We start from the raw sequence: 21,392 nt of genomic DNA on the forward strand, positions 1-21,392 counted from the left end.
CTCCTAAATCGGCAGGAACCAGATAAGGCTGACCGTGCCTTCACGAAACTTGCCGCTGCCACTGTCATGGCCCGGATAGCGGGTGCCGGCATAGTTGGCGTACTGCACTGAAAATGACCCTGGCGTATAGCCCGCATAGCCGAAGCTGTAGCTGTAGTCACCGTTCCACGGCTGCTGTTGGCTGCTGTCGGGGTACCAGAACGCCGTCGCACGAATAAAGAAATGTTGCTTAAAGGTATATCCGCATCCCCCGAGCAGCACGTTTTTGTTTTTGCGGATATCGTCGCTCTCCAGATCGTAATAACGCGGGACCCAGCTGTAGCCCACCTGGCACATGATGGCATCGCCTTTATTGATCAGCAGCGCATTCTCCATTTTCTTCGGCAGGGAAAATTTATATGCCAAAGTGATGGCTCCCTGTTCAAAATAGGTATGACGCGTGCTGCCTGAGGTCCAGAAATGGTTATCACCATAGTTACTGTAAACCAGGCTGACGGTGTTGGCATGCCAGTCGTCATAGCCAAAACTATAGCGAAAATCGGCGGTATAGCGGCTGGTGTCAGTTACCGGTAGACGCGATGTCACGTTGGCGAACCAGAAGCTGTAAGGCGAATATTGCAGGCTAAGATTTAATGTCTGGTTATATTTTTTCTTCTTTTCCGCGCTGTCGGAGCTGTTGGGAATCGTCATCCACTGCTCTTTCAGGCCCGAACTGAAGCTCAGCGCGCCAGAGAAAACCTTATCATTACCGGAAAAAAGTCGTCCCCAGCGGCTGGTAAACACACCGGCCTGCACCGGTTCACCATTTTTGTCGCGCAGTGGTTCAGTCTCGTTTTTGTCTGCGCCTTCCGCACCCGAGACTGCGCACCATAGCGCACAGGCCAGCATATATTTCTCCCGCATTTGCCCTTCCTTAGTTAGGTATCCAGCGTGCGGCGACATGATATTTCGCCATCAGCCACAGCACGCCCAGCGCGGCCGCGTGGATCAGGGTGTTCACTATCCAGTCCTGGCGCCACAGATCGAAGGTGACCACCTGGCTTACGGCGAGCACGACGTAAACATGCAAAATAAAGGTGTAGAGCGAACGCTGACCGAGCGGGATCAGGAACCAGCCTGCCAGCCAGTTAAGGGGCCGCCAGCACCAGCTCAATAGCAGATAAATGGTTACCATCAGACTGATATCATTCAGGATCCGCACCGGACCCAGGCCGTTTTTCGCCGCCCAGGTATGGTAAAAAGCGTTAAACTCCGCCGGTGGGATCACGTGCATCAGCAGCGCGGGCGGCATAAAAGGATTGGTATGGTTCTGGGCGACAAACGCAAGGATAAGCGCGATGAACACCAGCGCCGCGACGGCGACTTTGCCGGGCGGTGTGCGGGCGAAAGAGAGCAACTCCGCTTTGTACCAGCCGCAGCACATCCCCAGCACAAAGATAAATTGCCAGGCCAGCAGGGGAAAGGCGAATTCAAATTCGCAGAGCGTCACCCGTATCGGCCAGCGTTGCCAGCAGCCGTAGATGAGCAGCGAGACGCCCAGTAATGGATAGACGTGACCCTTTTGCAGCATTCCCAGAAACAGCGGGCTGAGCAATAACAGAAAAATATAGAGACCGAGGATCTGCGTCTGATGCGGGCCAATCTGCAGATAGAGGATAATGTTAAACCACGTTTCTTTTATTTGCGGGGTGAGCGGGTAGAGCGACCAGCTGGTACCGGAAAAGCGGTCGGTAAAATGAGTCACTTCAAAGACATTAATATACGGAAAATATCCCAGCAACAGAAAAGAGACAATGATAATAATATTAACCCGGTATATTTTCCATGCGCGCAGATAAAGTCCCCAGCCCACCGTCAGTAATACTGCCTTTTGTAATCTGACACGATTTAGCATCCCTAACATAAAACCCGACAGGATCACAAAGCCCTCGGCGCCGGTGGTCAAACCAAAACGTTCCCAGCTGAAAATATTAAATATCGACATCACTTCCGTATGCGCCACCACCATCATAACGAGGGCAATGCCACGCATAAAGTCGATACGCAGGTCACGATCACCGGCCAGGGAATAACGCCAGGATATTGATTTATCAGTTTCTTTTTGCAAAATCGCTGAAGCAGCCTGGCTCATGGGGGATCCTGTCGTCTACCCTGCAACACTTATTACAAATTATTTAGATAGTGTAGAATGTGCTATCTTGCAATGCCCCTTTTATAAATTCCGCCTGCAGACATCACACTATGTTAAGTCATCCAGGCGCCAGTCAATTCACGCTGTGGAAATTTTTACGCCACCATCTACACTCAATTTACTGTTATTTACCTGCCCTTATGCGTCCTGCAGAATGCACCCAGTCGATAACAGATCTGTCACTCAAACTCAGCGCGGAATCAGGATATCCTTGCTATGGATTTTTATTTTTCCCGTTTTGAACATCGCCGACCGCCTGAGCCGCTCAGCACCCCGAACTGGGTGAGAATGATCTGGCAGGTATTCGCTGTGGCCGCCCTGGTTCTTGGCGCCAATTATATTTACTGGCGCTGGACCGCGTCCTTAAACACTGACGCCCTGTGGTATGCGATCCCTCTGGTGCTGGCGGAAACCCTGGCGTGGATTGGCACCGTCCTGTTCACCATTAATTTATGGCAGGAAGAAGATCCTCCGCAAAGCGCGCCCCCGACGGAGATCAACGACTGTTTGCGCGCGGATGAAGCGGTGGAGTCGAGGCCGATTAAAGTCGATCTGTTTATCGCCACGTATTCAGAAGACGTGGAGCTGGTCAGGCTGTCGATTCGTGACGCTATGCAGATGACCTATCCCGGTCCGCTCGACTATAAGGTGCATGTCCTTGACGACGGGCGTCGTCCGGAAATGAAGGCGGTCTGCGAGCAGGAGGGGGCGAACTACATCACCCGTCAGAGCAATATCGGCTATAAAGCCGGTAACCTGCGCAACGGGCTGGAACACACCGACGGCGACTTTCTGATCATCTGTGACGCCGATACCCGCGTTTTCCCGACCCTGCTCAGTCACACGCTCGGCTATTTTCGTGATCCGGACGTCGCCTGGGTGCAAACCCCGCAGTGGTTTTTCGATCTACCAGAAGGCGAAAACCTGGCGCGCTGGCTGCGGCGTAAGGCAGGCAACGCAGGCTACGGAGTGGGCTGGCTGGCGCAGAAAATCGTCGGTCCGGTGACCATCGGCCGCGACCCCTTTTTCAACGATCCGCGCATGTTCTACGACGTGATTTTACGCCGCCGCAACTGGGCTAACGCCGCGTTCTGCTGCGGCGCTGCCTCCGTTCACCGGCGCGAAGCGGTAATGCAGGCGGCGCTGCGCAGCTACGTCTGGAGCGTTGAGGCAGAGATCGCGCGTCATACGCGGGATATTCGCGATCCCGCAACGCGGGAAGCGCTACAGGATGCCATGCGCCCCCACGTAGCCTTCGATACCGAACTGACCCCCTACAAGTTTCACGTCTCGGAAGATATTTATACCTCCATCCTGCTGCACGGCGACGCCGCGCGTCGCTGGCGTTCGGTGATGCACCCGCGGATCGAATCAAAAATGCTCTCTCCACAGGATATGCTGACGTGGATGATCCAGCGCTTTAAGTACGCTGCGGGATCGCTGGATATCCTGTTCCATGACAACATCTTCAGCCGACGCCGCTTTAAACTCTCGCTGCCGCAAACGCTGATGTACGCCACCACCTTCTGGTCCTATCTGGCCTGCGTGTGGAATACCGTATTCCTGATTTCACCCATTATCTATCTCTTCACCGGCATTCCCCCGGTGTCGGCGTGGTCTACCCCTTTCTATCTGCACTTTTTACCCTTTTTTATTGTCTCCGAACTGGCCTTTATGTTCGGTACCTGGGGCATTTCGGCCTGGGACGGCCGGGCCTCTTACCTCTCCTTTTTCTCGATGAACCTGCGGGCGCTGAACACCGTTTTGCGCGGCGAGCAGATCAAATTTCACGTCACGCCGAAAGAGCGACAGACGGGCCGCTTTCTCTATCTCGTCAAGCCGCAAATTGCCATCGTTTTGCTTACCCTGGCGGGGCTGATATGGGGCGGTATTCAGGTGGCGCGCGGACAGGTTGACGACCCCTCAGGGTATGTCATCAACATCTTCTGGGGCGCGGTGAATATTGCCGCCATGCTGCCGCTGATCTTCGCCGCCATGTGGACGCCCCCCGAAGAGCAGGAGGCAAGCCAATGAGAATACGCGACGCCCTGCTTTCCGCCCGCAGCTATCTCACCATCCTCATTGGCTTCCTGCTGGGCTTTGCGATTGTCGTGTGGGTGGAAAAGCAAATGCCTGCGCGCGTCGAGAGCAGCGGCGGGTTGATATTGAGTCAGGATTTCCCGCCGCTGCCCGCCCCGCGCGCGCTGACCTTTGACGAGGCCATCTGGGCGCGGGTGGCCTGGCAGTATTATGTCAACAATACCCAGCCAAACGGTCTGGCCAACGCGCACGATGGCGAACCCTGGCTCAGCCTGTGGAGCGTCGGGAGCTATCTTTTCGCCGTGGTCGCCGCACAGCAGCTGCATATTGTGACCGTCGCCGAAGGTGATGAGCGCATTGCCGCCGCCCTGTTTACACTCGGTCAACTGCCGCTCAACGACCAGGGATTGCCCGCTGCCCAGTACCATGCCGACACGCTGCAGATCCTCGGCAACCCGGACGCCTCCGCCATCGGTATGGGACGCCTGCTCACTGCCCTGCAAACGCTGCTCTGGCGCTATCCTCAGCATGCGGATGCGGTGCGAGATCTGTTTAATCAGTGGCAGGTCGGCGCGCTCATCAGCAACAGCCCCGCCAGCCAGGCCGCGGCGCCGCTGCACCACTGGGCGCTGGCGGCGGATGAACCGCGGGACAGCTTTGGCTACCGACTCTATGCCAGCCATACATTACGGCTGATCGACAGCGCAGCGGGGCTGGCGGTGACCAATCCGCCCCAGGGGCAGCAGATGGTCGATATCGACGGCATCATGGTGCCTGACGAGGGGCTGCGCACGCCCTGGGGGAGACAGCCGTCGCTGATCAGCCTGCCGTACTTGTTAACCGGGCTTGAGCTGGGTTTCGACGCGCAAAGCGCTGAGATCGCCTGGCGTATTATGCAAATTCAACAACGGCGGCATAGCCTGAAGGTCAGCAAGCCGCCGATCAGCACCGACTACGCCGAGCCTGCCCCGGATTATGCCAGCGCGCTGGCCGACCGGCAGCCGCCGAGCGCCTTCGCCCCACGCAGCGCCGCCCCGGAGCAAACGGCGATCACCTCCACCCGCACCGCCTTTGCCTGGTACGCCCTGTTCCGTAATAGCTGGAGCGAGGCGCTGCGCCAGCAGGTTCAGACGCTGCAGGTCCCGGGCAAGGGCTGGCAGCGTGGGTTAAATCTCAACCGCAGCGTCAACGACGTTATTGACGGCGATACTAACGCGATCGTGCTCGAAAGCCTGGCCTACATTTCCCGGGGGCAGATGCTGTGTCTGGCCTGCCTGAGCCCTGCCCCCCCACTCACGTCCTCAGCAGGAGCAACGCCATGAAGCTGACACTGTTATCCCGTTTCCCCCTGCTGGCCGGACTCATGGCGCTGTGGCTCTCACTTTCTGCCGTACAGGCTGAAACCGGGCTGCCGGCAGCGGAATACGCCCCGCGCAGCGGGGAGCTCACGCCAAGGGAGATGACTATTGCCAAAAATGCCTGGCAATATTTCGTCACCAACTTTCAACCCACGACCGGACTGGTTAATGCGGTTAATAAATACCCCTCCACCACCATGTGGGACAGTGCCTCCTATCTGGCCGCAATGACCGCGGCCCGTGAGCTGGGAATTATTGACAAAGCGGAATTCGACCGTCGGATGCTGAAGTTTCTCGCCACGCTGAATAAGCTCGTTTTATTCCGTAATGAGCTGCCCAACAAAGCCTATAACACCATTAGCGGACAAAAGGTGAACTACCAGAACCAACCGGGTGAAATCGGCTATTCGGCGCTGGATATCGGCAGAATGTTGATCTGGCTGAAGGTGATCAAGGAGCGCTATCCGGAATACAGCAACAGCATCGATAACGTAGTATTGGGGTGGGATTTTAGCCACGTGGTCGATCCCTGCGGCACGCTGTACGGGGCGTATCTGGAAAACGGCCAGCCCAAATACGTTCAGGAAGGGCGCCTCGGCTACGAGGAGTACGGCGCGGCGGGCTTTCAGCTATGGGGATTTAACACCTGTCAGGCCAGCCGGCCTCAACCGTATGAGCTGGCGGAGATTTACTGCGTGATGGTCCCTTATGATTCTCGCGACCCGCGGCAAACCAGCCAGCATAACTATGTGGTCAGTGAATCCTATGTGCTGTATGGCATGGAGTTTGGCTTTGATAATCCTGCTGACCGGAACAACAGCCCGCGCGAGTACTCCCATCCGTGGATGAAAAACTTCGCCGACCGGGTTTATCAGGCTCAGGAGAATCGCTACGCCATCACCGGGATCCTCACTGCCCGCTCCGAGCATCAGCTCGATAAATCCCCGTACTTTGTCTATGACACCGTGTTCAGCGACGGTTTTAACTGGAACACGATAACCGACAAAGGTCAGTTCGTACCGAACAGCGCCGCGGTGTCGCTCAAAGCGGCGATGGGGATGTGGGTGCTGTGGAACTCGCCCTATACCGATCGTCTGCTGGATGCCATTGAAAATGCGAACGAAGCGGGAAAAGGCTATTACGAGGGACTGTATGAAAACGGCGACGGCCCAATCAATGAATTCACCGCCAATAATAACGGCATCATGCTGGAAGCGCTGCTGTTTAAAAAAGAGGGCAAACTGCTGCAGTTTTCCAGCGACAATCCGAAAAACCGCGATTTCGCCCCATCGCTGTGGGACAAAAAGCTGGTGGATCTCTTTGAGCCGAATAACAGCCCGCGCAACCGTCCGTTCCTGAGCAACACTCCTGCCGTCAAAACATGGTGCGAACAGACCGGGACCACGCAGCGCACCAAACCCGCCTGCCAGGCCTGCCAGTGCGCCGCCTGCCAGGCTGACGAGCCCGTTAAACTTCCGCCGGTGACCGCGCAATGCTTAAAACCCTAGCTCGCTGGCTGGCTGTCGCCGTCGTCCTGCTGCTTATCGCGCTGGCGCTGTTCAGTCGCGAAGGCGCGGGGTGGCGCTGGCTGACCAAAGGCGGCTGGCACACCACCGCCCGTATCAGCAGCCTGACGCCGCAGGAGCGGACGTGGGCGCAGATCGCCTGGCAGTATGTCAAGAACAATACCCAGCCGCAAACCGGCCTGGTCAACGGCAGCGACAAACAGCCGCGGGCGACGCTGTGGCAGATGGGCGACACCCTTATCGCCCTCCTCGCCGCCAGAGAGCTGGGGCTGGTAAAGGAAGCCGAATTCGACGCCCGCCTGACGCCCCTGCTTGGCACCCTCAATCGCCTGACGCTGACCGACGGCGGTTCGCCGGGCAGGCTATACTCCACTCAGACGGCGACCCCTGTCGACTTCAGCGGCAAACCGGCGGCCAGCGGCTGGTCAGCAAAAGATATGGCCCGACTGATGCTCGCCCTGCGGCTCACCGCCGAACGTGCGCCGCAGTACGGCGAGTACATTGATAAAATTATCCTGCGCTGGAACTTCTGCCCGGTGATCGATAAAGACGGAGAGCTGTGGTCCGCCTCACTGCAGAACGGTCAGCAGACGATCCGCGAGGAGCTTCGGCTGGGAGACAGTGAATACGCCGCCAGCGCGTTTCGCCTGTGGGGATTCCCGGTCGGCAAGGCCTTCTCTCCCCCGGCGCGCAATGTGATTATGTATCAGCGCCGCCTCGCCGTTGACGACCGCGACCCGCGCACCACCTGGCAACCCGTGGTGCTCTCCACTCTGCCCGCCATGCTACCGGGACTGGAGTTCGGCTGGCAGCCGCCCGGCGTGCCGGAAGAGGTACAAAAAGCCATGCGCGAACGGGCGGAAGGGATATGGCTCAGCCAGAAAACGCGCTGGACACAGGATAAAGTGCTAACCGCCCGGGCCGATTTTTCGCTTAGCCAGGCGCCCTGGCACGTGGAAGACACCGTGTGGGGGAATGGCTACGCCTGGAATACGCTCGGGGACGACGGGAAATACTATCCCCGACTGGCGCAGGTGACCACCAAAGCGGTCTTTGTCCTGTGGACGCTATGGAAGGCCGAGTATACCGATGCGCTAATGGCGGTCACTGCCCATCTTAACGACCCACAGCGCGGCTGGTTTGAAGGGCGGGTCGAGGCCACCGGCGACGTCAACGCCACCCTCACCCTCTCCACCAACGCCATGGTGCTGGAGGCGCTGCTTTACAAACATAACGCCGGACCGTTGTTCAAAAACGGCCTCGCGAATGACAACAGCTATTTTGCCCACCGCACGACGGACGAATTTAACCCACCCGGCCGTTGCCTGCCGGGCGAACGGGTCATGAGGAACGCACCATGAAGTTTTATCGCGATCTTTTTGAAGCCAGCCTGAATCGCGTCGTACCGGAGCACGATAAAAAGCGCTTTTTTCAGGCCTTCTACAGCACCTTTATCCATATGTCTCCCGAGACGGAGCAGCACTTTTCACGACGCCCGGGCGAGGAAGGCCAGCAGATGATCTTTAAAAGCTTTTTCGCCATGCTGGCGGTCAACGGTGATCTCTTCGTACCCGATTTTCTGGAACGGCTGGCGCGCGAGCAGAGCGAGGAAGGCCTGCGCCTGCCGCCGCGTTTTTTTGCACTGTGGCGGGAAGCCATGCTCAAAACCGTCCGCGCCAGCGATCCGCTGTGCGATGAAGAGATCCTCACTGCATGGGCGATGGCGATCGCCCCTGGCCTTGAGTATCTACGCCGCCAGGCGGAGCTCCACTATCAGACAGCAGGTCAGTAATCATGTGCGCCGCTAACCGTGTCGACCTCAACGTCCTGCCCTCGGCGGTGATGATCTACGATGAGCGCGAACGACTGCAGGCCTGGAATGATAAGGTGGCGCTGTTTTATCCCGCGATCGCGCCCTGGCTGGCCGTCGGCGCTCCCCTTGAGAGCCTGGCGGAGAAGTTCATCGATGCCGGGTATAACATCGACCCTGGCCGGCAACAGACGCTACGCGAGATGATTATCCGCAACTGCCGCCAGACGAACCACTGCGAGGTCCGCCAGTCGGGCAACCGCCGGATTTACGTTCAGCATCAGCGGCTGGCGGATGGTGGAATTGTCAGTCTGCATACCGACATCACCGAGCTTGACGAGGCCCGACGCGCACGTCACCAGCTTCACGACGATTTTTTATTCACCGCGGAGTCGATCCAGATCGGTATCTGGGACTGGCAGGTCTCCCACGACAACCTGCAGGTGAATGACACCCTGCTGGCGATGGTCGGCCAGTCGCGCGCACAGTGGCGTTATCCGCTGCGTTTTATGCTCAATCTGGTTCACGAGGACGATCGCACTACCCTGCAGCAGGCGATGATCGCCTCGCAAAACGAACATATGCCGGTTTTTGAATGCGAACTTCGCGTCCAGCACCCGACGCAGGGCTGGCGCTGGATGCTGCTCTCCGGGCAGATCGTCACTCTCAATATGCAGCAGCAGGCAGAGCGGGTGATCGGGACGTTGCAGGATATTACCCGGCGCAAAGCTGCAGAGCTGCTGGCCATTGAGGCGGCGAAGGAGGCTCGCGAGGCGAACGAAGCGAAAAGCGCCTTCCTCGCCAATATGAGCCACGAAATCCGCACCCCGATGAACGGCATTCTCGGCATGACGCAACTGTGCCTCGATACGCCGCTGACCGCGGAGCAGCGGGAGTACCTTTCGCTGGTGATGAGCTCAGCCCAGTCGCTGCTGCACATTATTAACGACATTCTTGATTTCTCACGCATTGAGTCGGGCAAGATGCAGGTGGACGAAGAGCCGCTGGAGATCCGCCCCTTTATCCAGTCGCTGATCCGCCCGCATATGCCTGCCGCCAGCGAAAAGGGCATTGAGCTGCTGGTGGATATCTCCCCTGCGGTACCGGAGGTGCTGATCGTCGATGGCCCCCGGCTGCGGCAAATTCTGACAAACCTGTTGGGTAATGCGCTGAAGTTCACTCATCAGGGGGAGGTCCTGCTGGCGATAGCGCCGGCCGGCGACGAAAACCGCTGGCGCTTTCGCATTCGCGATACCGGGATCGGCATCGCCCCAGAGAAGCAAAAGGCGATCTTCGAGGCCTTCAGCCAGGCCGATAGCTCCACCACCCGCCGCTACGGCGGCACCGGGCTGGGGTTAACCATTTCGGCCCGCCTGGTCAGCCTGATGGGCGGCGAGCTGACGGTGGAGAGCCAGCCCGGGGCGGGCAGCGAATTTGCCTTCACCCTGCCGCTGGAAGGCCTGAACGCCGCGGCCTCCGGTAGCGCTCCGCTGAGCCGCTTCAACAACCAGCGGGTGCTGGTGGTTGACGACAACAGCACCAACCTGCGCCTGCTCGACACCATGCTTCGCCAGATGGGGCTGATGCCAAGCTGCGTGGACAACGCCGGCGAGGCGCTACGCCGGGCCGCCGAAGGGCCGCCCTGGCCACTGATCCTGCTGGATGCGCAGATGCCGGATATGGACGGTGTGTCGCTGGCGCTGGAGCTCTCCGCCCTGCCCGAGGCCAGACAAAGCCAAATCATTATGCTCAGCTCCATGAGCCGCCATTTTGACGCCAATATGCTTAAGCGCATCGGTATCGCCCACTATCTGCATAAACCGGTGGCGCAGCGCGAACTGCATCAGGTTATCGCCGGGATTCTGGTTCCCGCACCGGTGGCGGCGTCAACGCCAGCCCCCGTTGCGGTGCCGATCAAGGCCCAGGCCGGGCTGCATATCCTGCTGGCCGAAGATAACCTGGTGAATCAAAAGGTCGCCAGACGACTGCTGGAACAGCTTGGCCACCGCTGCGAAGTGGTGAATAACGGCCGGGAGGCGCTGGAGCGCTGGCACGCCGCCTGCTGGGATCTCCTGCTGATCGATCTGCAAATGCCGGAGATGGACGGTGAAACCGCCATCCGCCTGCTGCGCGAAGAGACGCTGGCGCGGGGCCGGGAGCACCAGCCCGCGATTGCCATGACCGCCCACGCCATGCAGGGCGATAGAGATCGCTGTCTGGCGATGGGCTTCGACGACTATATCGCCAAACCGGTGAGCCAGGAGGCGCTGAAGGAAGCCATCGCCCGCGTCGGCGCAGCGGAAGATAGCGGTCCGGACGAAGAGGCAGGCCTGCCGGACGAGGCCCACCTGCTAAAACAGTGCGCCGACAATCCTGAGCTGGTCGAGGAGCTGCTGGGACTCTTCGCTGAAGGGCTTGACGCCGCAATCATCGCCCTCACCCACGCCATTGACGCCAATGACCGGGAGACGTGGCGCCGTACCGCCCACAAGCTGCGCGGCGAGGCGGTTACCCTCGGCTTTCAACGCCTTGCCGGGGTGCTTCAGCAGCTGGAGAGCCAGGCGACGTCGCCCGACCAGACCGTGCCAGATGACCTGCGCGACGCGCTGGCCGAGGCAACCACAGGCTGCCACCGGTGGCTACATCGCAGATCGCAGGAGGTCCTCCGTGATCCATAGACGCCTTCTGCTGCTGGTCGTTTGCCTGCCGCTGGCGCATGCCGGTTCTACGCCGGTGACCTGGTCACTGGCCGGACAATGGCGGGTGCATGACGCCAACGACAGCGCCTTCAACGGCGCGCAGGCTTCCGACGGCGACTGGCGCACGCTGCGGGTACCGGCAAACTGGTACAGCGCCGGATACGATCATCAGGGTGCCCTGTGGTATCGCCATCAGTTTACCCTGCATGGCATGTCGCCGGATGCCATGGCGACGCTGGTGTTTGACGGCGTCGATTACTTTGCCGAGGTGGCGCTCAACGGCAAGACGCTGGCCCGACACGAGGGCTATTTTCAGCGCTTCCCGGTGGACATCAGCGGGGCCGTACGCCGCCATAATCAGCTCGCCGTGCGGGTCGACAGCCCCTATGAAGACCCGCAAAAGATCTGGCCGCTGCACAAAACGCTGATGAAAGGGATCCTGAATCAGCACGACACCCGCCCGGGCGGCGCCTGGTCGGTTCAGGGGCAGGATGCCAACTCCGGGGGGATCTGGGCGCCGGTGAAGCTCCATCTGAGCCGCGGCGTCACCATCGACGAGGTGATCCTGCGCCCGGACTGGCAACAGGGGCTGGAGCAGCCCATGCTGCGTGCCGAAATACGCTATCGCGCCGTGACGCCCGGCCCCGTCACGCTACGCCTGACGGCTACCCCGGACAATTTTTCCGGCCCACGTTTTCAACAGGCCTTCGCGGTCACTCTGGAGAAAACCGCAGGTGTCCTGCACGTCTCGCTGCCCATGCCGTCCGCGAAGCTCTGGTGGCCCGTGGGCGCAGGCAAGCCGAACCTGTACCGGGTGCGCGCCAGCCTAACGGATAACCGGGGAATGATGGATACCGCCGTCACCCGCACCGGATTACGTAAGGTGGAAGCGCTGGCGGATAATCAGGGCTGGCGCATCAACGACAGACGGCTGTTCATTAAGGGCAGCAACTATATTGGCTCCCCATGGCTAAGCACCATGACGCGGAAAAAGTACCGTCGGGATTTCAGGCTTGTCACGGCGATGAACGCCAATGCCATCCGCGTTCACGGCCACGTGGCGGGCCGCGCGCTGTATGAGGTGGCCGATGAGATGGGGCTGATGATCTGGCAGGATGTCCCCCTGCAGTGGGGTTACGATGACAGCGTCGCCTTCGCCGATAACGCCGTGCGCCAGACCCGGGCGATGATGGAGCAGTTCGGCAATTCGCCGGCGATTATTGTCTGGGGCGGTCACAACGAACCACCGTGGAACTCGCCGTGGATGGAAAAACGCTTCCCCGACTGGCATAAAACCTTAAACCAGACCTTGACGCAGCGGGTGGGCGATGCGCTGGCAGAAGACACCTCCCGCATCGTGCATCGGTTTTCCTCCGTCGAAGAACACTACTGGGCCGGCTGGTATTTCGGTACCCTACGCGACCTGCTCGCCCCGGCGAAGACCGGGATTATTACCGAGTTTGGCGCCCAGGCGCTGCCCCGGCTCTCCACCCTGAAGACCATTATCCCGGCTCATCTGCTGTGGCCGAAAACGACCGCCGCCGACGACCCCGGCTGGGTGCGATGGAAATACCATAATTTTCAGCCTTTCCAGACCTTTAAATTCGCGGGCGTTCCGCGGGGAAATAATATTCAGGAAATGATCGCCAATACCCAGGCGTATCAGGCCCAGCTGGTGGCACTGGCGGCGGAGAGCTACCGCCGCCAGCGTTATCAGCCGGTGACCGCCCTGTTCCACTTTATGTTTGTCGAGACATGGCCCTCCATCAACTGGGGGGTGGTGGATTATCTGCGCCAGCCGAAGGCGGGGTACTATGCCCTGCAGCGCGCCTATCAGCCGATCCTGCCGTCCATCGAGCCGGTGACCGCCAGCTGGCGTCAGGGAAGCCCGGCGACGGTGCGCCTGTGGGCGATTAACGATACCTGGGCAGCCTGTGAGGATTGTCGCCTGAGCTGGCAGGTCAGGCAAAATGGCCAGATACTGACGCAGGGGGAAACCACGCTGACCCTGCCGCCCGACGCCGGCCAGAAGATCAGAGAGCTGACCGTCACCCCCACCAGCCAGCAGCCCGTAACGATCGTCTACCGCATCGACAACCGTCGCGGCAAACGCGTGGGTGCTAACCAGCATACCGAGCCCGTCGCCGCAGCTCAGGCGGCTAAATGAAGGCGGCTTCACGCTGAGCCGCGATCAGTCGTGGATTTTCACCCCCAGACAGCCGCGAACAAATTCAGGGTTAAAGTGTTTCACCGCTTCGCCGACATAACCTAAATCCAGGGCGCCGATCTGCGCCATTTCGCTCGCGGTAAGCGAGAAATCCCAGATGGCAAAGTTCTCTTCAATACGCTCCTGGCGGGTGGATTTCGGGATCACCGTGACGCCACGCTGCACGTTCCAGCGCAGGATAACCTGCGCAATGGTTTTTTGATGGGCATCGGCAATCCCCTGCAGCATTGCCTCTTCATACGGGTGATGTCTCCCGCCGCCTAACGGCGCCCAGGCTTCAGGCTGAACGTGATAATGCTTCATGGTTTCCAGCGCCGCTGGCTGCGCGAAATAGGGATGCAGTTCAACCTGGTTCACCATCGGCCTGATTCTGACGGTTTCGCAGAAGTTAGCTAACACATGGGGATAGAAATTGGAGACGCCAATCGCTTTCAGCTTCCCGGCTTCATACGCGTCTTCCAGCGCGCGCCAGGCGCTGAAATAATCGCCCATCGCCTGATGCAACAGATAAAGATCGAAGTATTCCAGCCCGGATTTTTTTAAGGATGCGGCAATCCCGGCTTTCGCCATCCCGGTGTTGGCCATGTCCTGGACCCACAGTTTGGAGGTAATAAATAGCGCCTCTCGGGTACACAGACCTTCGGCGATGGCTTCGCGAACGGCATCACCCACCGCATCTTCATTATCGTAGACGGCAGCGGTATCGATGAGGCGGTAGCCAGTACGAATGGCGTTCAGCACCGACTGCTTACACTCTGCTTTATCGGTCACCTTGAACACCCCAAAACCCAGCATCGGCATTTTACGGTTGTTACTTAATACGGAATATTCCACGGTGAAGCTCCCCTCTTGTTAAAACACCATGGTAAGACAGGAACGCGGTCACGATTAGCCTGTCATTCCTGATTTGACTTATGCATTCAATTCATTAATCGCAGTGCGCTGAGATGCCCCACTCAGGTCAAAAGTGCTGCGCCATCGCAGACGGTCATACGCCACACCTTCCGCCACGGCCCCCTCGGGCAGCGTTCACGTCAGCCATGTCCGCGAGGACAGACTGAATTATCTGCTCGGTCTTCCACCGCAAGATGACAGGATTGTCATCTGGTTAACGCCTTTCTGTCGGGTTCCCACGAGTAGACTGCCTCTATTTCTTCCAGACAGCGAATGATCATGACACTACTTCGCACAAGACCCCTGCTTATCATTGGTCTGATGTTAGGCGCTGGCCTTTTTTCGTATGGTATCCTCCACCAGACCAGCGATGCGGCGCCAGCACACAACGTCGCCGAACCGCTTGTCAGCCTCAGTCAGGCACAGGTGAAACTCGTCCCGCTGCGGCTCTCTACTCAGGGACATGTGGTCTCCCTCAATCAGGTCGATATCCAGTCTCAGGTGACCGGCACGGTAAAATCGGTGGCCTTCAAGGAGGGGGATTTCGTTCAGCAGGGACAACTGCTGTTTACCCTCGACGATAGCACGCAACAAGCCACGCTACGCCATGCGGTGGCGACGCTGGCTGAATCCCACTCTGAGCTGACAAAAGCGCAGAACGATCTCGCCCGCGGCCGTAGCTTAAAGGCGAAGAATTATATTTCGGCGTCAGACTGGGACACGTTAAAAAGTACTCAGCAGCAGTACGCTGCACAAAGCAGCGCCGCGCAGCAGGATATCGAGACGGCTCAGGCGCAACTGGGCTACACGAAAATTTATGCCCCCGTCAGTGGTAAAACCGGGGTGTTGAACGTCCACATCGGTAGTCTGGTACAGCCCGGGAGTACCTCGCCGATGGTAAGCATTAACCAGTTCGATCCTGTCGGCGTTTCGTTCACCTTACCTGAAGCCAGCCTCAATGCGGTACTGGCCGCGCAAAGCCAGGGACCGGTAAAAGTATGGGTGAAAAATGCCAGAGGCGAAGACGTCGCGGGACAACTGGATTTCATCAATAACACCGTGAGTACGGATAGCGGCACTGTCGTCTTTAAAGCCCGTTTTTCGAATGCCGACCATCTGCTGTGGCCGGGGGCATTTGAGGATGTCAGCGTCGATGCCGGCTCGCAACATGTCGTGGTACTGCCACCTCAGGCTGTACAGAACGGTCCGGAAGGTCACTTCGTCTTTCTCGTCGATAGCAGCAGACGCGTGTCCACGCAGGCCATCACGCTGTTGCGCATGCAGCAGGGAATGGCGATCGTCAATGGCGTGGCGCAGGGAACCCGGGTGGTCGTGGAAGGCGCTAACGCGTTGCGCCCGGACATGACCGTCAGGCTGGCAAGCCATGCGGCAACCCAGGAGCCCAGGTCATGAAGTTTGCTGAATTGTGTCTGTCACGGCCCATTGCCGTGATGCTGCTGTGGCTGGCGGTGATGGTGACCGGGATCATTTGCTGGACGAAGCTGCCTGTTGCCGCGCTGCCTGAGTTTGATACCCCGACGATTAAAGTTAACGCATCGCTTTCCGGTGCCAGCCCGGAGACCATGGCCTCATCGGTGGCGACACCGCTGGAAAAAAACCTCTCCACTATCGCCGGAATATCAACGCTGACCTCAACCAGTCTGCAGGGGGCCACCACCATTGTGATGGAGTTCGCCCCATCGGTGAATATTGATTCAGCCGCGGTGGATGTACAGGCCGCCCTGTATCAGACGATGAAAAATCTGCCGTCAGAAATGACCACCCCACCCTCGTTTCGCAAGGTCAACCCGGCTGATGCCCCCATTGCCATTATTGCCATCGACTCGCCCTCAATGACGCTGTCGGATCTTAACCGTTTTAGCGACAACCTGATTTCTCCGGCACTTTCCACGATTAAAGGTGTGGCTGAAGTTACCGTGAGCGGCCAGAAAAAGTATGCCGTACGGGTTGAAATCGATCCTGACAAGCTCGCGGCGATGGACCTGACGCTCACTGACGTGCAGTCGGCGCTGAAATCGGCAAATTCGAATGCGCCTATTGGAGAACTGGACGGTAAGCGACAAATGATGATGCTGCAAACCCGTGGCGACCTGCGTAATGCCGCCGACTTTGCCCAGGTCATTATTGCGACCCGCAACGGCCAGCCGGTACGCCTGTCCGATATCGCCAGCGTGCAGGATAGTATTGAGAACACCCTGAGCTACAGCTCGGTAAACGGCCACACGGCAATTGTACTGAACATCAGCCGCCAGCCGGGCGCGAACATCGTCTCAACTATCGACGCCATCAAAGCACTGCTGCCACGGCTGCAGTCACAAATGCCGCCGTCGGTACACCTGCAACTGCTCAACGACCGTTCTTTATCTATCCGTCAGGCGATCCATGACGTCAACATCACGCTGCTGGTGACTATCGCGCTGGTGATTCTGGTGATCCTGCTGTTCCTTCGTCAGCTGCGCGCGACCCTGATCCCGGCGCTCAGCGTGCCGATGTCGCTGCTTGGGGCATTTGCCCTGATGTACGTGATGGGCATGAGCCTGAACAGTATCTCCCTGATGGGACTGACGATCGCCGTCGGGCTGGTGGTCGATGATGCGATCGTGGTGCTGGAGAACATCATGCGCTATCGCGAGCAGGGAGAAACAATATGGCGGGCGGCGCTGCTGGGTGTGCGCGAAGTGGCGTTTACCGTCATTTCCATATCGCTGTCGCTGGTTGCCGTTTTCCTGCCCATTTTCCTGATGCCAGGCACGCTGGGGCTGCTGTTCCATGAGTTCGCGTGGGTGGTTTCCCTGGCGATCCTGGTCTCGGCGGCGGCGTCATTAACGCTGGTGCCGCTGCTGGTATCGCTGCTGATTAAAGACCATGAGATTGAGCAAGCGCAGCCTGCGTGGAGCCGTTATTTCGAACGCGGATTTGATGCCCTGCTCAAAGGTTACGCACGTGCCCTGGAGGTGGCGATCGCCCATAAAATGTGGATGGTGCTCACGGCACTTGCCACAGTACTGCTGACGGTCTTCCTTTACTGGAGCGCGCCGAAAAGTTTCTTTCCGCAGGAAGATATCGGTCAGATCACAGCGAATATTGATACGCCACAGGACATGTCCTATGACGGTCGCCTCGCCGTGGCGCAGCAGATCGGCAAAACGTTGCTCGCCGATCCTGTCGTGGCTGACATGGTCACCAAGGTCGATCATGACACCACGCAGGTGGTACTGACGCTGACAGATCGTTCGCAGCGTCCGGCCATGGCGCAGGTGGTGCAGCAAATGCGAGCAGAAACCAGCTATATGCCGGGGATCACCGTGTTCTTCAGCCCGGTACAAAATCTGAAAATCGGCGGCCGCTCGTCGAAAAGTAGCTATCAATACACGCTGCAATCCGTCAACAGCAGCGATGGGTTAGCGCTGAATAACTGGGCGAACAAGCTGATGGAGGGGATGAAAAAAACCGGCGTATTTGTGGGCGTCAACAGCGACTCGCAGCTCAACGGCCTGGAGGCTGATCTGCAGATAGACCGTAATAAAGCCTCACTGCTCGGTGTCGATACCAGCCAGATCCGCAGCAATTTGTATGCCGCCTTTGGCACTCAGCAGGTCTCGACCATCTACGCCCCGGAAGACAGCTATGAAGTGATTATGGAAGTGAAGCAGCCGTTTCGTCAGAACGAAAGCGATCTGGCGAAGATCTATGTGCGCTCATCTTCCAACACACTGCTACCGGTAACCACCTTCACCCACATTTCGCGTGCGCAAGGAATTACCGCGGTTAACCACCAAGGGCAGTTGCCGGCGATAACCGTCTCATTCGACCTGGCGCCCGGTAAGTCACTGTCGGATGCCACCGCCGCGATAGCTCAGGTCGAGAACGACATGCAGATGCCCGCCTCGGTCTTTGGGAGCTACGCCGGGCAGGCGGCGCTGTACCAGCAGTCGCAGAGTAGCCAGATTTGGCTGATTGTGATGGCGCTGGCGGTGATCTACGTGATCCTTGGCGTGCTGTATGAAAGCTGGATCCACCCATTGACCATTTTACTCGGCCTGCCTTCGGCGGCAGTCGGCGCGCTGCTGGCGTTAAGGCTATGCAATCTGGATCTCACCTTTATCGCCATGATTGGCATTCTGCTGCTGATCGGGATCGTAAAAAAGAATGCCATCATGATGATAGATTTTGCGCTGGCGGCGCAGCGCCAGCATAATTTATCTGCCCATCAAGCAATCACTCAGGCCTGTCTGCAGCGCTTCAGACCCATCATGATGACGACCTTTTGCGCCATGATGGGAGCCCTGCCTATCGCGTTTGGCTGGGGCGCGGGCGCCGAGCTTCGTCAGCCGATGGGCGTGGCGATTGTCGGCGGCCTGCTTTTTTCTCAACTGATCACGCTGTTTATTACGCCCGTTTTATACCTGCTGTTTGAGCGGAAAGCCCGTCCACAGGAGAATGCAGCACAATTGCTGGAGGAACAATGAGACTACTGTTGGTAGAAGACCAGTCAATGGCCGCGGACTACATCGCAAAAGGGCTCAGAGAGAATGATTTCGTCGTGGACGTGGCCAATAACGGTGTCGACGGACTGCACTACCTGTTGACCAACGACTACGATCTGGCCGTCCTCGACGTGATGTTGCCGGGAATGAACGGCTGGAAAATCCTTGAGTTAGCGCGCCAGGCTGGGAAAGCCACGCCGGTGATGTTTCTGACCGCGCGGGATGACGTAGAGGATCGGGTCAGAGGGCTTGAGCTGGGTGCGGAAGATTATCTGGTTAAGCCATTTTCATTTAGCGAATTGCTGGCGAGAGTACGCGTCATCATGCGTCGTCAAACCGTCCATAGCACACCGCTGGAAGACGCCGTATTACAAATCAGCAATCTGCAGCTCGACTTCCATAAACATCGCGTTATTCGTGATGGAAAACGCATCGAGTTGACGCAGAAAGAGTTTTTACTGCTTAACCTGTTGATGCGTCGCAGCGGCGAAGTATTATCGCGTACCGTGCTGGCAGAACAGGTCTGGGATATGAACTTTGACCCGGAAACCAATGTTATTGACGTCGCTATCCGCCGTCTGCGCAGCAAAATTGATGATGGTTTTGATGTGAAACTGCTTCACACCATTCGCGGCGCAGGCTACGTGCTGGAAGAGAGACAAGATGCAGATCCCGCGTAATATGTCGATAACCCTCCGGCTGACGCTCTACTTTACCCTCGCGATGTCGCTGGTGCTGTACAGCGTCTCCGGACTATTGTACTCCACTATGCGCAATCAGCTCAGCCAGAAGGATGAGAACGAACTGCGCAGCACCCTGCAGTACCAGCAGGAGATTGCCACCACCATCAGCGAACGTCAGGGGCCAACCGACCTCTGGCAACAGGAACTGTTCGAATTTATCGCCCGCCAGGACCGGCTTTCGCTGCGCATTATCAGCCCTGATGGGAAAGTCTGGGCGCAGTCGAAGACTATGCGGGCGCCAGAAGCAGTTTTCCCCCCGCCATCCCGTGACTTTACGTACCGTTCATGGCGTTATCACGAAGGAGAGATAAAGGAAAAGTACCTGATCGCGTCAACCAATTTTATCCTGAAAGGCAATCAACCGTGGCTGGTTCAGGCTGCGCTGAATGTCTCGCGAAACAATGAAATCATTGAAGATTACTGGCAGCGGATGCAGATTGCTGTAGCGCTGGCCATTGTGGTTTTTTCGGCCATTGGCTACTGGCTCGCACGGCGTGGCCTGCTGCCGTTGCGCAAAATCAGTCGCGAAATTGCGTATATTCATGCCGAAGACCTGGATACCCGCTTGGCAACTCAACACTGGCCATCAGAATTGAACGCGCTGGCGGCCTCCTTTGACGGGATGATGACCCGGCTTGAAGCCTCCTTTAAACAGCTAAGCCGCTTCTCCTCCGACATCGCTCATGAGCTTCGCGGCCCGATTAACAACCTGATCTCGGCCGCCAGCGTGACGCAAAGTAAAGACCGCAGCCCGCAAGAGTACCAGGAGACCCTGGCCGCCATCGTCGAAGAAGGCGAACGACTGTCGCGCATGATTTCCTCTATGCTGTTCCTGGCCCGAGCCGATAACAGCCGCGAAACGCTGCACCGGGAGTTACTCAATAGCGTCACGGAATTTGAACGTCTCATCGGTTACTACGACATTCTGGCGGAAGATAAAAACATCCGTTTAACCCATGAGGGGGATGTCTCTTTCCCTGCCGATGCTCTGCATTTGCAGCGAGCGCTCTCTAACCTGCTGTCTAATGCTATTCGCCATACCCGCTCGGGCGGTACGGTACATCTCAAAGCATCTCAGGCGAACAGCTCAGTCTTACTGGCGGTGCAGGATAATGGCGAGGGCATCAGTCCGGAGCATTTGCCGCATATTTTTGACCGCTTTTATCGCGTGGATGCGGCACGCAGCAGCGCGGATAACACCGGGCTGGGCCTGGCCCTGGTAAAAACCATTGCCGAATTACACGGAGGAAGCGTTCAGGTGGAAAGTATTCCGGGCCAGGGAAGCTGCTTTACGCTGGTACTTCCCCTGTAATGAGGTTGCCAGCCAACCTGACAAAATTGTCATCCGGGCGTTGAGTTTTGGTCATGGTCAGAAGCGAATAATTGCAGAACATTT

The 21,392-nt window shown here is 58.0% G+C and carries 14 protein-coding genes and 1 pseudogene; 11 read left to right on the forward strand and 4 right to left on the reverse strand.

What is annotated here, in order from left to right; genetic code table 11:
• Window positions 1-3: 3 nt before the first annotated feature.
• On the reverse strand, window positions 4-903 hold the full coding sequence (locus CWM57_RS04750; protein WP_061154854.1) for a hypothetical protein: 900 nt from the start codon (window positions 901-903) through the stop codon (window positions 4-6).
• 10 nt (window positions 904-913) lie between these two features.
• Complete coding sequence (opgC, locus tag CWM57_RS04755) at window positions 914-2,131, reverse strand: OpgC domain-containing protein (protein WP_100675696.1); 1,218 nt, start codon at window positions 2,129-2,131, stop codon at window positions 914-916.
• A 276-nt stretch (window positions 2,132-2,407) separates the two neighbouring features.
• On the opposite strand from opgC, the gene CWM57_RS04760 reads away from it, so the two are divergent.
• Genes CWM57_RS04760 through CWM57_RS04790 form a run of 7 tightly spaced genes read left to right on the forward strand, consistent with a single transcriptional unit; the run spans window position 2,408 to window position 13,791 of the window.
• Entirely contained in the window at window positions 2,408-4,225 is a 1,818-nt protein-coding gene (locus CWM57_RS04760) for a glycosyltransferase (protein ID WP_100675697.1), read from the forward strand.
• Window positions 4,222-5,553, forward strand: coding sequence for a DUF3131 domain-containing protein (locus CWM57_RS04765; RefSeq protein ID WP_074386073.1), 1,332 nt, complete (start codon window positions 4,222-4,224; stop codon window positions 5,551-5,553). The genes CWM57_RS04760 and CWM57_RS04765 overlap by 4 nt, the downstream gene beginning before the upstream one ends.
• Window positions 5,550-7,097 carry a DUF3131 domain-containing protein gene (locus CWM57_RS04770; RefSeq protein WP_100630902.1) on the forward strand — a complete coding sequence of 516 codons (1,548 nt, stop codon included), beginning with the start codon at window positions 5,550-5,552 and terminating at the stop codon, window positions 7,095-7,097. The genes CWM57_RS04765 and CWM57_RS04770 overlap by 4 nt, the downstream gene beginning before the upstream one ends.
• A complete protein-coding gene (locus tag CWM57_RS04775) occupies window positions 7,082-8,476 on the forward strand; it encodes a DUF3131 domain-containing protein (protein ID WP_074386074.1) in 1,395 nt (464 codons plus the stop codon). Before CWM57_RS04770 ends, CWM57_RS04775 begins: the two co-directional genes overlap by 16 nt.
• Window positions 8,473-8,907 carry a globin gene (locus CWM57_RS04780; RefSeq protein WP_025714185.1) on the forward strand — a complete coding sequence of 145 codons (435 nt, stop codon included), beginning with the start codon at window positions 8,473-8,475 and terminating at the stop codon, window positions 8,905-8,907. The genes CWM57_RS04775 and CWM57_RS04780 overlap by 4 nt, the downstream gene beginning before the upstream one ends.
• 2 nt (window positions 8,908-8,909) lie before the next feature.
• Window positions 8,910-11,603 carry a response regulator gene (locus CWM57_RS04785; protein ID WP_100675698.1) on the forward strand — a complete coding sequence of 898 codons (2,694 nt, stop codon included), beginning with the start codon at window positions 8,910-8,912 and terminating at the stop codon, window positions 11,601-11,603.
• Window positions 11,593-13,791, forward strand: a complete 2,199-nt coding sequence (locus CWM57_RS04790; protein ID WP_100675699.1) for a glycoside hydrolase family 2 protein — start codon at window positions 11,593-11,595, stop codon at window positions 13,789-13,791. The genes CWM57_RS04785 and CWM57_RS04790 overlap by 11 nt, the downstream gene beginning before the upstream one ends.
• Window positions 13,792-13,815: 24 nt before the next feature.
• On the opposite strand, the gene CWM57_RS04795 is transcribed toward CWM57_RS04790, so the two are convergent.
• Together CWM57_RS04795 and CWM57_RS28385 are read right to left on the reverse strand one after the other, a co-directional pair.
• Window positions 13,816-14,685 carry an aldo/keto reductase gene (locus CWM57_RS04795; protein WP_100630906.1) on the reverse strand — a complete coding sequence of 290 codons (870 nt, stop codon included), beginning with the start codon at window positions 14,683-14,685 and terminating at the stop codon, window positions 13,816-13,818.
• A gap of 78 nt (window positions 14,686-14,763) precedes the next feature.
• Window positions 14,764-14,868, reverse strand: a pseudogene (locus CWM57_RS28385) (hypothetical protein); the annotation flags it as partial.
• A gap of 156 nt (window positions 14,869-15,024) precedes the next feature.
• On the opposite strand from CWM57_RS28385, the gene CWM57_RS04800 reads away from it, so the two are divergent.
• Genes CWM57_RS04800 through CWM57_RS04815 form a run of 4 tightly spaced genes read left to right on the forward strand, consistent with a single transcriptional unit; the run spans window position 15,025 to window position 21,308 of the window.
• Window positions 15,025-16,158, forward strand: a complete 1,134-nt coding sequence (locus CWM57_RS04800) for an efflux RND transporter periplasmic adaptor subunit (protein ID WP_074386214.1) — start codon at window positions 15,025-15,027, stop codon at window positions 16,156-16,158.
• The gene (locus CWM57_RS04805) at window positions 16,155-19,235 is read left to right on the forward strand and encodes an efflux RND transporter permease subunit (protein WP_100675700.1); all 3,081 of its coding nucleotides are present in this window, start codon (window positions 16,155-16,157) and stop codon (window positions 19,233-19,235) included. Before CWM57_RS04800 ends, CWM57_RS04805 begins: the two co-directional genes overlap by 4 nt.
• A complete protein-coding gene (locus CWM57_RS04810; protein ID WP_061154864.1) occupies window positions 19,232-19,933 on the forward strand; it encodes a heavy metal response regulator transcription factor in 702 nt (233 codons plus the stop codon). The genes CWM57_RS04805 and CWM57_RS04810 overlap by 4 nt, the downstream gene beginning before the upstream one ends.
• A complete protein-coding gene (locus CWM57_RS04815) occupies window positions 19,917-21,308 on the forward strand; it encodes a heavy metal sensor histidine kinase (protein WP_074386079.1) in 1,392 nt (463 codons plus the stop codon). Before CWM57_RS04810 ends, CWM57_RS04815 begins: the two co-directional genes overlap by 17 nt.
• The last annotated feature ends 84 nt before the right edge of the window (window positions 21,309-21,392 follow it).

Origin of the sequence: Klebsiella sp. G-Nf4, assembly GCF_002810615.1 — a bacterium.
Classification (GTDB): Bacteria; Pseudomonadota; Gammaproteobacteria; order Enterobacterales; family Enterobacteriaceae; genus Klebsiella; species Klebsiella variicola.